We start from the raw sequence: 13,517 nt of genomic DNA, 5'->3' as shown, positions 1-13,517 counted from the left end.
CTCCGGCCGCTGACTGAGGTTCAGGCCCCGCGGTAGGAGCCGACGCCCCAGGAGTTGCCGTCGTGGTCACGGAAGTCGAACGCTCGTCCGCCATGAGGCTGAGTCGCGACCGGGTTGACGATCGCGTGCCCCAAGTCCTTGATCTCCTGGTAGAGACGATCGACTTCCCGCTCGGAGTCGACGACGACATAGACCGTGCTGCCGCCCACGCTGTCGAGTGCCGAGCCGTCGTGCCTGACGGATCCGAACATGATCCCGCCCCGGTCTCCCAGCGCGTACTCCGCGTGGACGACCTGACGGGGATCGTCCTCATCCCTGACGGTCAGCCGCTCGCCGAAGCCGAGCGTGACCAGCAGAGTCGTGGTGGCTTCCGCGTCCGTGGTCCGAAATGCCGGAAAGACTGTCGTGCCCATGTCTCTAGGATGCGCCCCGGCTGTGATTCCGGCAACTGTTCCGGTCACCTGCCTCAAGCTCTGCAGACCGTCATTCCAGAAGAGTGCAGACCGCCTCGGAGACCAGCTCGCATTCCTTGACATTCATCGAACTCGGCGCCGACACGTTGCGGAGGGCGCCCTTGGCCACCACCGCGTTGTGGATGCCGAGCCGCGCCGCCTCATTGAGGCGCTGACCCAGGTTCGGGACATTGCGGATCTCCCCGGAGAGGCTGATCTCGCCGATCGCGACGAACCTGTCGTCGAGGGGCTTCTCCATCGCCGCCGAGGCGAGTGAGAGGCAGATCGCCAGGTCGCTGGCGGGCTCAGCGAGTTTCGCCCCACCCACGGTGGCGGTGAAGACATCGCATTTGGACAGGTCGAGCTTTTTGATGTGCTGGCTGAGGACCGCGAGCATCATGGCTACGCGGGACGAATCGACTCCGGACACCGAGCGTCGCGTCTGCCCAGCAGCGGCAGGGGTGATGAGCGACTGGACCTCGACGAGGAGGGGGCGTTTGCCCTCCTGGGTCACCGTCAGGCAGGTGCCGGGCGGGTTGTTTCCGCTGCGGGAGAGGAACAGCCCCGAGGGGTCCTCAAGGCTCTGGATCCCGTTCTCCGTCATGTCGAAGCAGCCGACCTCATCCGTGGGCCCGAACCGGTTCTTCACGGATCTGAGCATGCGCAGCCTGGAGTGCCGTTCTCCTTCGAATGTGCAGACGACGTCGACGAGGTGTTCGAGCAGGCGGGGACCGGCGATCGATCCGTCCTTCGTGATGTGTCCGACGAGCACTGTGGGCAGGTTCCTCGCCTTCGCCTCCCTGATCAGGGCCGCCGCGACCTCCCGCACCTGGGTCACACCGCCGGGCACTCCCTCGACCTCGGAGGAGGCCAGGGTCTGGATCGAATCGACGATGAGCAGAACCGGGTTCTCGGCCTCGATCATCCCGAGCGTGGCGCCGAGGTCGGTCTCGGCCGCCAGGAGCAGGGTGTCTTCGAGTGCGTTGATGCGTTCGGCGCGCAGCCGCACCTGACCTGCCGATTCCTCACCGGTCACATAGAGGACCTTGGAGTCGAAGCGGGCGATGCGGGAGGCGACGTCGAGCAGGAGCGTCGACTTGCCCACCCCGGGTTCCCCCGAGAGCAGAACCACAGCGCCCGGCACGATCCCACCGCCGAGGACCCGGTCGAACTCGGAGACGTAGGTCGGTTTGGCCTGAGCCAGAGTGGCGTCCACCGAGGTGATCGATTTCGCTCCACTCGACTTCTTGACCTTCGTCTTGATTCGGGAAGAGCCGGCGCTCTTCTCCTCAAGCGTGCCCCAGGCCTGGCATTCGGGACAGCGGCCGAGCCACTTGACGCAGGTGTAACCGCATTCGGTGCAGGTGAAAGACATGCCCTCATCCTTGCACGAGGGACGGACACGAGGGCTGCAGCCAGGGGAACGCGGGGCAGGACTTCCCTCCCGGGAACCTCCCACACGGCACCTCCCTCACGGAGCTGCCGGGACGCGCAGGACCCGGTCGTCGTTCGGCCCGGGATTCCCGCGACCGTCGGTGTTGTTCGTCAGCACCCACAGCGATCCGTCCGGTGCCACCACGACGTCCCGCAGCCTCCCGTACTCGCCGTCGAGCCGCTCGCTGGATTCGCCGAGCTCGGCCAGTGGGATGTCGCGCAGTCGCTGTCCGCGCAGATTCGCCACGTGGATGGTCTGATCGGTGATCGCGATGCCGCTGGGGCTCGCCTCGGCGGGTTCCCACTGCTGCACCGGATCGACGAAGGACTCGTCTTGGGCGATTCCCTCGACCTCGGGCCACCCGTAGTTGTTCCCGGCCTCGATCAGATTGAGCTCGTCCCAGGTGTCCTGCCCGAACTCGCTGGCGTACATGGTTCCGTCCGAGTCCCAGGCGATCCCCTGCGGGTTGCGGTGACCGTAGCTGTAGACGGGGGAGCCTGCGAAGGGATTGTCCGTCGGCGCCTCACCTTCGGGAGTGAGGCGGAGGATCTTTCCGGCCAGGGACTCCAGCTCCTGTGCGTCTGACCTCGCTCCCGCGTCACCCGTCGTGGCATAGAGCATTCCGTCGGGACCGAATGCGATCCGACCGCCGTTGTGGAAGCCGGCGGCGGGGATCCCCGCGAAGACGGGCTCCGAATCTCCGAGCGCGAGGGAACCGGGTTCTCCTGTCAATGGGAACCGTTCGATGCGATTCTCATCGTCGGCCGTGAAGTACGTGTACGCGAAGCCCTCATGGACGGCGATGCCGAGCAGTCCGCCTTCACCGTTGGGGACGACGCCGTCGACGCGCCCGATCTCTCGAGCGGCGCCGGTCTCGTCGAGTTCGAGGATCCGGGCACTGTCGCGCTCGCTGATGAGCGGGGTGCCCTCGTGGAAGGCGATCGACCAGGGTGCCTCGAGGTCCGAGGCGATGACCTCGACCCCGGCGGGCGGGCTGGTCTGCGACTCCGGTGTCCCGCGTTCTTCGGAGTCATTCCGCTCCGGCTCGGGAGAGCATGCGGTCAGCGTGATCGCGGCGATCACCACGAGCGCCGCCTCGGCGATTCTGCTCCGTGTCATGGCGTCCGGCCTTCCTGGGTCGAGGCGGTGGCATCTGTCGTCATTCCCGCTGTCCAATCGATCATGCCCCGAACCGCATCGAGCCCGGTTCCACCGGCAGTCTCTCTTCTCCAGAAACTCTAGACGCAGACTGCGGGATCCGGGAGGCCCTTCGAAGCCCTCCTTCCGAGGCTCCGCCGGCACCTCAAGTCGGTCGTCGAGCAGCTCGGGGCCGGCCGTCGGAGCCGGTGGTACGCTCAGCTTGAAGTTGCGGGGGCAGGGCAGGGTGGTTCTCGATGGAGAGAAGTGTGCGCAGGGCGATCAGACGCGCCCGTCCGTTTCTGCGTGCTGTGGCCTGCGGCATCTGCTTCGGACTCGTCGGACTGGTCTGGTCGGCACCGCGCTTCCGCCGCCGCCGGCTGAGACGGGCCGCGACCTGCGGAGTCTGCGCCTCCCACATGAGAGTGCGCAACGTCGCTGTGCTGGTGGTCGCCGTGCTGCTCGTGGCCGGGGCAGCAGCACGACCGCTGGAGGCCGCGACCTCACCGCTCCTCTGCCACAGCCACATCACCGCTGACGGCAGCGTGCGCCCCGAACCCAGTCTGAGGATCGCGCCTCCCACCCCATGGCAGGTGACCCGGGACTTCCTGGTCGCCCCGATCAGCGGGGTGGGGGTGCTGGCCGGCCGGGCGATGGGAATGGAATCGTGTTCGGGCCCGCCGCTGCTGGTCATGTTCTGGCCGCCGCCGCGCACCAGCAGCGGCGGAACCACCCTGGGCGACGTCTTCGTCGCATGGATGCCCGGCGAGCCGACTTCAGGGCCGGCGACCGTCAACGGCTACGGGAACGAGGGCCACCGGCTCTACATGCGGTACGGCCCGAACATCTCTGGGTCCAGAGAGGACGAGGCGGAGCTGGGTCTGCACGAGTCGCGTCACGTGGACCAATGGGCGGTGACGAATCTCGTGGCAGGACCGTTCGCGTTCCCCACCGCGTACTTCATCGACAATTCGCTCTTTCCCAGATCCCGCAACCACTTCGAGCGTGACGCGGGCCTGTCCGGAGGCCACTACCCGCCTGCCCCGGACAACCTGCCGGCGCCGCGCTGGCCCGACGCCATGATCGTCATCGCCCTCGGTCTGCTGATCTTCCGGCGGCGTCTGCGCTGGTCGTTGCGGGTGCTCCAGGACCCGTCGAGTCAGCGGAGCGCGCATGAGCCCGGCCGGTGCCCGGTCCACACGAGGGGCCTGCGGCCGATCGGGCACGGAACCGCTTGAGGTGGGCGCTCAGCCCTCGAGCGTGAGGACGCGCGGGCCGTCCTCGGTGATCGCGATCGTGTTCTCCGAGTGCGCCCCGTTCGAGCCGTCGGCCACCCGCAGCGTCCACCCGTCCTTGTCGACCTTGAGCTTCTTCGAGGTCAGCGACCACCACGGTTCGATCGCCAACGTGAGGCCCGGTTTGAGCACCATTCCGCGTCCGCCCTTGCCGCGGTTGGGCACGTGCGGGTCCTCATGCATGGTGTGCCCGAGTCCGTGCCCGCCGAAGTCGAGGTTGACCGGAATCCGCAGAGAGTCGGCGACGTCTCCGATCGCCTGTGAGATGTCGCCGAGGCGGTTGCCCGGCTGTGCGGCGCTGATGCCGGCTTCCAGCCCGGTCCAGGTGGAATCGATGAGCTGCTGGTCCTCCTCACGGCCCTCGCCGACGACGACGGAGCGGGCCGCATCGGCGACCCAGCCGTCGATCGACACGGCGAAGTCGAGGGTGAGCAGGTCGCCGTTCTTCATCACGTAGTCGTGCGGTTTGCCGTGCAGGACCCCGTCGTTGACGGACAGGCAGATGACGTTGCGGAAGGGGCCCGAACCGAAGGACGGCGCATAGTCCCAATAGCAGGAGACCGCGCCGGCGTCCTCGATGAGCTTCCGCGCCCGGTTCTCCAGGTGGAGGAGATTCATTCCCGGTTCCGCCGTGGCGCACAGCTCTGTGAGGGTGTTCGCGACGAATCGGCCGGTGACCGCCATCTTCTCGATCTCGGCGGGCGTCTTCAGCTCAATCACTTCGGTGGGCTCCTTCTGTCGGCGATTCGAACCACCTGCAACTCTAGTCGGTCCTAGAGGAACTCCACCCCCTGGGCCAGGGGCAGCTCACCCGAGTAGTTGATGGTGTTCGTGGCTTGACGCATGTAGGCCTTCCACGAATCCGAACCGGATTCGCGGCCGCCTCCGGTCTCCTTCTCCCCACCGAAGGCGCCGCCGATCTCTGCTCCCGAGGTGCCGATGTTGACGTTGGCGATGCCGCAGTCGGAGCGGGAGAGGAACCTTTCGGATTCCGCCAGATCAGAGGTGAAGATCGCCGACGACAGCCCCTGCGGCACCCCGTTGTGGATCTCGAGCGCCTCGTCGAGGTCGGAGTAGGTGACGATGTAGAGGATCGGTGCGAACGTCTCCGACTCCATCACCGCCGTCTGCGCAGGCATCCGCACGACTGCCGGTTCGACATAGAAGGCCTCCGGGCGTCCGTCGGCGAGGACTCGGGCGCCTCCGCACAGCACTTCGCCGCCCTCGGCCTTCGCCTGCTCGAGCGCGTCCTGCATCGCCCGGTACGAGGCCTCGTTGATGAGCGGTCCGACGAGGACCCCGTCCGCTGTCGGTGAACCGATGCTCAGTGTGCCGTAGGCGGAGACGATCCGGTCGACGAGATCATCGGCGATCGACTCGTGGACGATGAGCCGGCGCAGAGTGGTGCAGCGCTGGCCGGCGGTGCCGGCCGCGGCGAAGACGACGCCGCGCAGGGCCAGGTCGATGTCGGCGCTCGGGGCGACGATCGCGGCGTTGTTGCCGCCGAGCTCGAGCAGCACCCGTCCGAACCTCTCGGCCACCACCGGGCCCACCTCGCGTCCCATCCGCACCGAACCGGTCGCCGAGACCAATGCGACGCGGGGATCGCGGATCAGTGCGTCGCCGATGTCCCGGCCACCGATGAGGACCGGGGTGAGATCCTCCGGCGCCCCCACCTCGGCGGCGGCCCGGACCAGCAGGGCCTGCGCGCCGAGGGCCGCGAGCACCGCGTTCTCGGAGGGCTTCCACACCACGGAGTCTCCGGCGACGAGGGCGAGTGCGGTGTTCCACGAGTACACGGCGACGGGGAAGTTGAACGCGGAGATGACGCCGACGACGCCGAGGGGGTGCCACGTCTCCATCAGCCGGTGCCCGGGCCGCTCGCTCGGCATCGTCTTGCCCCACAGCTGCCGGGACTGGCCGAGGGCGAACTCGCAGATGTCGATCATCTCCTGCACCTCGCCGGCCGCCTCGGAAGGGGTTTTGCCGGCCTCGACGGTGACGATCTTCGCCAGGTCCTCCTTGTGCTCGGCCAGCAGCTGACCCCACCGGCTGACCAGCTGACCGCGCACCGGGGCGGGCACGTCACGCCAGGCGGCGAACGCCCGCTGAGCCCGGCCGATCTTCTCCGCGGCGGTGTCCGGAGTGTCGGCGGCGATCGTGCCGAGCACCTGACCGGTGATGGGGGAACGGGCAGTGAGGACACCGGCGGAATCGCCGTCGAGCACCGAGGCGTCGAGCACCGAGGCGTCGACGCCGCAGGCCCTCAGCCCCGCGCTGAGCAGAGCGGAGATGTCCTCATCGGTGGGGAGTGCGGTCTCGGTGGTGGTCGCAGTCATTGCGGTCCTTTCTCTTGCGGTTGCCTGCCGGTGTGATGCCTCGGGCGGTGGCTGATTCGGGTGTTGGAGCGCGCGCTCACACGATGTTGAGCTCCCTGCGCAGACCGGAGGTGACGAAGCGCCGCTTGTCCAGCGGGGAGATGTCGACGAAGGGTGCGCGGCCGACGACGAGATCGGCGACGACCTCACCGACCGCCGGGCCCATAAGGAAGCCATGGCCGGAGAACCCGCAGGCGTAGAAGAACCCCTCGAGCTCATGGGCAGCGCCGATGAGCGCATTGTGATCGGGCGTCATCTCGTACAGGCCCGCCCAGCCGTGCTTGACCTGGACGTCGGCGAGGCCCGGAGCGCGCCTGTCGATGAGTTCGGACAGATAGCCCAGCCAGTCCGGGTCCCGCTTCTCTCCGAAGGTCTGCTCATCGGTCTCGTCGGGGCAGCCGAAGAGCAGTCCCGGGCCCTCGGGGTGGAAGTAGAAGCCGGTCGAGAAGTCGATCGTGAAGGGCATGCCGGTGGTGTCGAAGCCGACGGGCTCGCTGACCATGATCTCCCGGCGCAGCGGCGTCACCGGCAGGTCGACCCCCGCCATGTCCCCGATGAGGCCCGACCAGGCGCCGGCGGCGCACACCACTCGCGAACACTCGATCGTGCCGCGGGTGGTGACGACAGCGGTGATCGTGCGTGAGCCGGAAGCCATGCCATCGGCTCCCGGGGCATCCGCCCCGCCGCTCGTCTCGATGCCCGTGACCTCACAGGACTTGAGCACCGTGACGCCCAGATCGCGGGCGGCACGGATGTACCCGGCGACCACGGCCTCCGGCGTGCAGTGCCCGTCTCCGGGGTTGAATGCCGCGGCCACCAGGCCCTCGGTGCTGATGAATGGGGAGCGCTCCTTCGCCTCGTCGACGGTGAGCATCCGCGAATCGAGACCCATCCGCTGCTGGAGGGCGACGTTGGCGGCGAACGCCTCGACCGCCTCGGCGGAGTCGAGGAGGAACAGGTATCCATTCGTGACGAGGTCGATGGCGATGCCGAAGTCCTGCTCGAAGTTCCGCAGCACCTCGAGGCTGCGCACGGCGAGGGCGATGTTGACCTCATCGGAGAACTGACAGCGCACCCCGCCGGCGGCCTTCGACGTCGATCCGGCGCCGGGGATGTCGCGTTCGACGAGGACGACGTCGCTGATTCCGCGCTGGGCGAGGTGGTAGGCGATCGCGGCGCCCATCACTCCGGCGCCGATGACGACCACCTCGGCGGTCGCGGGAATCGAGTTGTGCACGTCTCACCTCATCGTCGTCAGTGCTCTCGCGGAACGCGTTCGAACCGCTCACTGCCATTGTGGGCGCGCTCACGTTTAAGGACAAGGGGCAGTTTCTGAAAGACGGTTTCAGGAAAACTGAAAAAGGGTAGTCTGCTTCCATGGCCTGGACACTCGCGCAGCTGCGGACCTTCGTCGCCGTGGCCGAACGCGGTTCGATGACCCGAGCCGCGGAGCAGCTCGGCTACAGCATCGGTGCCGTGTCCCAGCACATCGCGGCCCTGCGCCAGGTCGTCGGCGCGGACCTGTTCGTCCGCCGGGGCAGGGGCATGGTCCTCTCCGAGGCCGGACGCACACTGCTCCCGCGGGTCCGCAGCATCCTCGCCGCGGAGAGGCAGGCCGAGCAGGCGATGCTCGGCCGCGACTTCCGCAGCGAGGCGATCGTCACCCTCGGTGTGTTCGGCTCCGCCTCGATCGTGGCGCTGCCGCAGGTCATGTCACTGCTGGCGCAGCGGCATCCGCACATCGAGGTCCGGGCCAGGGAGATCGACGTCGAGACGATGGCTTCCTCGGTCGTCGACGGGGCGATCGACCTGGCGATCGGAATCGACTATCCAAGCGTTCCCCTGCCCCCGATGCGCGGGGTGCGGTGGACGACGGTCGCGGGTGAGGACTTCGGCGTCGTCACCCCCGCCGGACGCTCGCGACCGAACCGGGACGAGCTCGCCGAGGCGGACTGGATCCTGCCCCCGGCCGACGAGCTCTTCGGCCGGGCCCTGCGCTTCGCCACCGCAGCCCTCGGCATCGCCGCGAAGGAGACCCACATCGTCACCGACACCGCTGTCGCGCTGGCGCTCGCCGGCACCGGCCTCGGGCTCACCCTGGCCACGCCCATCATGATGTCCCTGGCCGGTCCCGGCGTTGCACTCCACCCCCTCGCCGAGGTGGGCGGCCGGGAGATCATCGTGCTCACGGCACCGCACCCGAACGATTCGGCCGCAGCCGTCGCCGAGGTGGTCGCCGAGGTCTTCGCGTGAGAGTTCTCTGCCTAGAATGAAGCCATGAGCTTCGACCACAAGTGGGACCGCCTGCGAGAGAACAACCCCGAGCATTCTGCGAACTACGCCCAGAGGTGGCGCAAGCTCGTCGACGCCGGCCACGACATCGGGGGAGAGGCGCGGTTCGTCAATGCGATGGCCCCGCGCGAGGCGAGGATCCTCGACGCCGGATGCGGCACGGGCCGGGTCGGTGGGCTGCTCATCGATGCTGGTCACACCGTGTACGGGGTCGATCTCGACGAATTCCTCATCTCCGTCGCCGAGGAGGACTTCCCGAGCGGCCAATGGCACACCGGGGACCTCGCCGTCTTCGACTTCGCCGCAGCGGGGATCACCGACATCGATGTCGCCGTCTGCGCCGGGAACGTGCTCGCCTTCCTCGACCCGGCCTCCCGCCGCCAGACCCTGTCCAACATCAAGTCGACATTGAAGTCGGGCGGACGGTTCGTCGCCGGATTCGGAGCCGGACGCGGCTATGACTTCGCCGAGTTCATCGCCGACGTGAAGTCCACCGGGATGCTCATCACCCTCCAGCTCTCCTCCTGGGAGCTCCACCCCTTCGAGCCCGACAGCGACTTCATCGTGCTCATCGCCGAGCGGATCTGAGAGAATCGAACCGCAGAACACCCCCGAGCACAGAGAACGGAGAGCCGAATGATCTTCATCGTAGTGAAGTACGACGTCAAGCCCGAGAGCGTGGACGCCTTCCCCGAGGCGGTGCGGGAGTTCACCGAGGCGACCCGCGCGGAGCCGGGCAACCTGTGGTTCGAGTGGTCGAAGAGCCTGGAGAAGGACAACGAGTACGTCCTCGTCGAGGCGTTCACCGACGAAGGCGCCGAACCCCACGTGACGAGCGATCACTTCCAGGCCGGGCTCGAGGCCATGCGCCCACACCTCAACTCGACGCCGCAGATCATCTCCCGCAAGATCGACGGCGAGGGCTGGGACCGAATGGGCGAGCTCCAGATCGACTGACCGAGTGCCGGCCTGACCGGGCTCCAGCTGCCGCCTGCACCCGAGAGCTTAGACTTCCGGTATGGCAGCGAAAGAGATGAACGTCGAAGCTATCGCGAATGCGCTGGGCGAACCGTGGGCGGACGTCCGCGCTCGCCTCGAGGCTGCGGGAGGGGCGTCGGCGAGCCACACGGAGCTCGCCGACGCCCTGTACCCGCAGTACGAAGGCAAGGTGAACAACCACGGCTGGTGGGTGCAGGGAGCCGTCGTCGCCTACGAACAGGAGATCGGGCGCCGGATCCCCGGGCAGAGAGCGGACGGAACGTTCGCGGTCGCGATCTCGCGGACCGTGCCCCTGGAGCGCCAGCAGGCGGTGAAGCGATTCTCCTCACTCGTCGAAACCCCGGCCGGTCTGCCCCTCGCCGGTGATCCACGCGTGTCCGAAACCCCGAAGCGCTCCTATTGGAGAGCCGAGCTCTCAACGGGAGTGAAACTCGAGGCGGCGGCCGAACCGAAGGGGGAGGGCACTTCGAACCTCACCGTCACGGTCTCCAATCTGCCCACTCCGGAATCGCTCGAGGAGTGGCGGGCGTACTTCAAGGAGTTCCTCAAGGAGATCTAGAGTCCGCCGCCGAGACCTGCTCACCCGCCGATGATCGGGTTCCACGTCCCCAGCACAACCGCCGAGGTGATCGCCGCGGAGGCGACGAGGACCGCGGCTGCCGTGAGCACCAGGTCCCGAAGGTGGAAGCTCGAACGTCTGCGCCACGTCCGTCCCGCCCTCCCGAATGCCCGTCCCTCCATCGCCATCGCCATCCGCGTGCCCCGGCGGATCGCCTGGACGAGCAGGGTGAAGATGCCCGACAGCAGGCTCGAGCAGCGCTGCAGCGGTGTACCGTCGGCCACCCCGCGGGCCCGCCTGGCCGTCGACAGCGTCTGCCACTCGACCACGAGCAGCCCGAGCAGCCGGCTGGCCGCGAGCACGGACACGACGACGGTCTCGGGCAGCCGCAGATGCTGGATCAGCGCATCCGCGAGGTCCCTGGGATCGATAGTCGAGGCGAGCACGACCAGTGGGATCGCCAGCGCCAGGGCGCGCACGAAGATCGCGGCGGCCGCGGTGAGTGAACCGGTCGTGATGAGCAGCGGACCGGCGTCGACGAGGACGGCGCCTGTCTTCTCCGCCAGGATCGCCGTGCCCCAGGCGGCGAGCAGCGCACCGGCGGGCAGGAACCACAGCCGTTTGAGCGCCTGGGCGGGATCGAGCCCGGAGGCGAATACGAGGACGAGCGAGAACGCGAGCACGATCCCTGCGGACACGAGATCGATGCTCAGCAGGGCGCCGACCATGAGAATGAGGGCGACGGCGATCTTCGTCAGCGGGTTGCACGTGCCGACCGCGCTCCTGCGCACCACGGGGATGAGCTGACCGGGGTCGGCGACGGTGGCTTCTGCCGGCCGGAGTGTGAGTTCAGTCAACGAGCGCACCCGCCCCGAGTTCGATCCGGCGGGCCCCGATCGCGTCGAGGAACGCGTGGTCATGGCTGACGGCGACGACGGCGCTGCCGTGGTCGAGCACATCGATGAACAGGTCGACGAGGCCGGCCCACGTCAGTGCATCCTGACCGAAGGTCGGCTCATCGACGACGAGCACGGTGGGACGCGGGGCGAGCATCGCCGCCACCGACAGCCTGCGCTTCTCCCCGCCCGACAGCCCCTGCGGGTGGGCCTCGGCGAGGTTCTCCAGACCCAGGGTGCGCAGGAGTTCGGTCACCCGGGCCTCGACCTCGGCCGCGGACCAGCCGGCCAGTCGTGGGCCGAGGGCGAGCTCTGCGGCGACAGTGGCCCTGAGGAACTGATGCTCGGGTTCCTGGAACACCATTCCGATCCGCGGCGCCAGGAACGACGACGGCCAGCGGAACGGTCGTGCATGCTTCGCTCCGAGCGCCAGGGGGCCGTTCGCCGTCACCTCACCGGCGTACTCCGGGATCAGGCCCGCCAAGGTCAGCGCCGTGGTCGACTTCCCCGCCCCATTGGGCCCGACGATGCCCACCGCCTCGCCGGAGTGGATCCCGAGATCGAGATCCTGAACCGCAGGATTGAGGGCACCGGGACGCCCGACGCCGAGGTGCCGCGCCCTCAGCACCGCCTCAGCGGCGGAGTCTGTGCGGGAGTCAGTGGGGGAGTCGGGACGGCGAGTCGCCGGTGGCTCGCGCACGGCACCGGGCAGCCAGATCCCGCACTGCGCGAGCACCTCGGCGAGGTCCGGGTCGCCGAAGACCCGCCGCGGCGGACCCTGGACGACGACGCCGCTGCGCCCCAGCACGATCACCCGGTCGACGTGGTCGATCCACAGGTCGACGCGGTGCTCGACGACGATCATGGTCGCCGCAGTCTCGGCCTGCAGTCTCAGAACCACGTCACGGATCCGCGGCATGGACGGCGGATCGATGTTGGCGGTGGGTTCGTCGAGGACGAGGACACCAGGGGCCATGGCGGTGATCCCGGCCAACGCCAGGCGCTGCTTCTGCCCGCCCGAGAGCGCCGCCGTCGGATGATCATGGTCGAGGTCGAGACCCACCGCCGCCAGAGAGGCGGTGATGCGGGGCTCGATCTCGGCTGCCGGCAACCCGAGGTTCTCCATCCCGAACGCCACATCGTCGCCGACCCGGGAGAAGATCACCTGCGCATCCGGGTCCTGGAAGACCACCCCGACCTCACCTCGGCGCGGGTCCGGGGGAGTGCCGCCGACGAGGATCTCACCTGTGCCTTCCCCGGATTCGGCGGGGAGGACACCGGCGATCGCGTGCAGCAGCGTGGACTTGCCCGCTCCCGAGGGTCCGAGCAGGAGCACCTTCTCACCAGCGGCGATGTCGAGGTCGAGCGGTCCGACGGCAGGTTCGGCACGGTCGGCATGTCGCCACGAGAACGCGTGCGCGGTGACCGGCAGCGCCATCAGCGCCGGCCGGAGGCGAAGGCGCTGAGCGCTCCGGTCCGCGCGATCGCCCGGGAGGCGTACCAGGCGCCGATCCCGGAGATGACGAGACCGGAGAGGAGGGCGCACGCGGCGTAGGCGACCTGGAAGCTCGGCTGCCAGGCGGCGTTGTACATGAGGTTCTCGCTCACCGCCATGAACGCGGCGGCGACGAGGCCGGACAGGCTCGTGATCCACAGGGTGAACCGGCGGTAGCCGAAGGCGGCGAACACGAGCTCGGCGCCGAGGCCCTGGAGGAAGCCCGACAGCAGCACAGTGGCGCCGAAGTGCGAACCGAGCACAGCTTCGACGATGGCGGCGATCATCTCGCACAGGAGAGCGGCGCCCGGCTTGCGGATGATGGCTGCCGCCAACGGGCCGGCGAGCACCCAGAGGCCGGCGATGAGGCCGATCGATGGTGGGAAGGCCTGGAAGGCGATCTCGAGGACCTTCCAGCTCAGGGCCAGGACCCAGAAGATCAGCCCGACCGCGATGCCGAGCACGGCGGTGACGACGTAGTCGACGACCCGCCACTTCTTCGTCGCAGGGGCGGTGGTCGCATGTGGTGGGACTGAAACGGTGTTCGGCGCTGGTGTCTGCGCGGCGTCGTTCGGCATG

Annotated in this window: 14 protein-coding genes; 5 read left to right on the top strand and 9 right to left on the bottom strand. The window is 68.3% G+C overall.

The window, feature by feature from the left end:
* Positions 1 to 20: 20 nt before the first annotated feature.
* From RIT73_RS02975 to RIT73_RS02965, 3 genes are all read right to left on the bottom strand, one after another.
* Positions 21 to 413: a VOC family protein gene (locus RIT73_RS02975; RefSeq protein WP_309130564.1), complete on the bottom strand. Its 393-nt coding sequence runs from the start codon at positions 411 to 413 to the stop codon at positions 21 to 23.
* A gap of 70 nt (positions 414 to 483) precedes the next feature.
* Complete coding sequence (gene radA / locus RIT73_RS02970) at positions 484 to 1,827, bottom strand: DNA repair protein RadA (RefSeq protein WP_309130563.1); 1,344 nt, start codon at positions 1,825 to 1,827, stop codon at positions 484 to 486.
* A gap of 96 nt (positions 1,828 to 1,923) precedes the next feature.
* Positions 1,924 to 3,006 carry a PQQ-dependent sugar dehydrogenase gene (locus RIT73_RS02965; protein WP_309130562.1) on the bottom strand — a complete coding sequence of 361 codons (1,083 nt, stop codon included), beginning with the start codon at positions 3,004 to 3,006 and terminating at the stop codon, positions 1,924 to 1,926.
* A 287-nt stretch (positions 3,007 to 3,293) separates the two neighbouring features.
* On the opposite strand from RIT73_RS02965, the gene RIT73_RS02960 reads away from it, so the two are divergent.
* Positions 3,294 to 4,262 (top strand): hypothetical protein, encoded by a 969-nt coding sequence (locus RIT73_RS02960; RefSeq protein WP_309130561.1) that lies wholly within the window; start codon positions 3,294 to 3,296, stop codon positions 4,260 to 4,262.
* A gap of 9 nt (positions 4,263 to 4,271) precedes the next feature.
* Here the strand turns inward: RIT73_RS02960 and map are convergent, their stop codons facing one another.
* The 3 genes from map to RIT73_RS02945 form a co-directional block, all read right to left on the bottom strand.
* On the bottom strand, positions 4,272 to 5,039 hold the full coding sequence (gene map / locus RIT73_RS02955) for a type I methionyl aminopeptidase (protein WP_309130560.1): 768 nt from the start codon (positions 5,037 to 5,039) through the stop codon (positions 4,272 to 4,274).
* 53 nt (positions 5,040 to 5,092) lie between these two features.
* The gene (locus RIT73_RS02950; RefSeq protein ID WP_309130559.1) at positions 5,093 to 6,658 is read right to left on the bottom strand and encodes an aldehyde dehydrogenase family protein; all 1,566 of its coding nucleotides are present in this window, start codon (positions 6,656 to 6,658) and stop codon (positions 5,093 to 5,095) included.
* Between the two features lie 76 nt (positions 6,659 to 6,734).
* A complete protein-coding gene (locus tag RIT73_RS02945) occupies positions 6,735 to 7,934 on the bottom strand; it encodes an FAD-binding oxidoreductase (protein ID WP_309130558.1) in 1,200 nt (399 codons plus the stop codon).
* Between the two features lie 140 nt (positions 7,935 to 8,074).
* Here RIT73_RS02945 and RIT73_RS02940 point away from each other — a divergent pair, with 140 nt between their 5' ends.
* From RIT73_RS02940 to RIT73_RS02925, 4 genes are all read left to right on the top strand, one after another.
* Entirely contained in the window at positions 8,075 to 8,950 is an 876-nt protein-coding gene (locus RIT73_RS02940; protein ID WP_309130557.1) for a LysR family transcriptional regulator, read from the top strand.
* A gap of 24 nt (positions 8,951 to 8,974) precedes the next feature.
* Complete coding sequence (locus tag RIT73_RS02935; RefSeq protein ID WP_309130556.1) at positions 8,975 to 9,577, top strand: class I SAM-dependent methyltransferase; 603 nt, start codon at positions 8,975 to 8,977, stop codon at positions 9,575 to 9,577.
* 48 nt (positions 9,578 to 9,625) lie between these two features.
* On the top strand, positions 9,626 to 9,946 hold the full coding sequence (locus RIT73_RS02930) for a putative quinol monooxygenase (protein ID WP_309130555.1): 321 nt from the start codon (positions 9,626 to 9,628) through the stop codon (positions 9,944 to 9,946).
* A gap of 61 nt (positions 9,947 to 10,007) precedes the next feature.
* A complete protein-coding gene (locus RIT73_RS02925; protein ID WP_309130554.1) occupies positions 10,008 to 10,547 on the top strand; it encodes a hypothetical protein in 540 nt (179 codons plus the stop codon).
* A gap of 20 nt (positions 10,548 to 10,567) precedes the next feature.
* Here the strand turns inward: RIT73_RS02925 and RIT73_RS02920 are convergent, their stop codons facing one another.
* Genes RIT73_RS02920 through RIT73_RS02910 form a run of 3 tightly spaced genes read right to left on the bottom strand, consistent with a single transcriptional unit; the run spans position 10,568 to position 13,516 of the window.
* Positions 10,568 to 11,413 carry an energy-coupling factor transporter transmembrane component T family protein gene (locus tag RIT73_RS02920; protein ID WP_375294969.1) on the bottom strand — a complete coding sequence of 282 codons (846 nt, stop codon included), beginning with the start codon at positions 11,411 to 11,413 and terminating at the stop codon, positions 10,568 to 10,570.
* Positions 11,397 to 12,881 carry an ATP-binding cassette domain-containing protein gene (locus RIT73_RS02915; protein WP_309130552.1) on the bottom strand — a complete coding sequence of 495 codons (1,485 nt, stop codon included), beginning with the start codon at positions 12,879 to 12,881 and terminating at the stop codon, positions 11,397 to 11,399. Before RIT73_RS02915 ends, RIT73_RS02920 begins: the two co-directional genes overlap by 17 nt.
* Positions 12,881 to 13,516 (bottom strand): ECF transporter S component, encoded by a 636-nt coding sequence (locus RIT73_RS02910; RefSeq protein ID WP_309130551.1) that lies wholly within the window; start codon positions 13,514 to 13,516, stop codon positions 12,881 to 12,883. Before RIT73_RS02910 ends, RIT73_RS02915 begins: the two co-directional genes overlap by 1 nt.
* Position 13,517 lies beyond the last annotated feature (1 nt).

Source organism: Brevibacterium sp., assembly GCF_031179145.1.
Taxonomy (GTDB): domain Bacteria; phylum Actinomycetota; class Actinomycetes; order Actinomycetales; family Brevibacteriaceae; genus Brevibacterium.
This window is presented reverse-complemented; position numbering and strand designations above follow the sequence as displayed.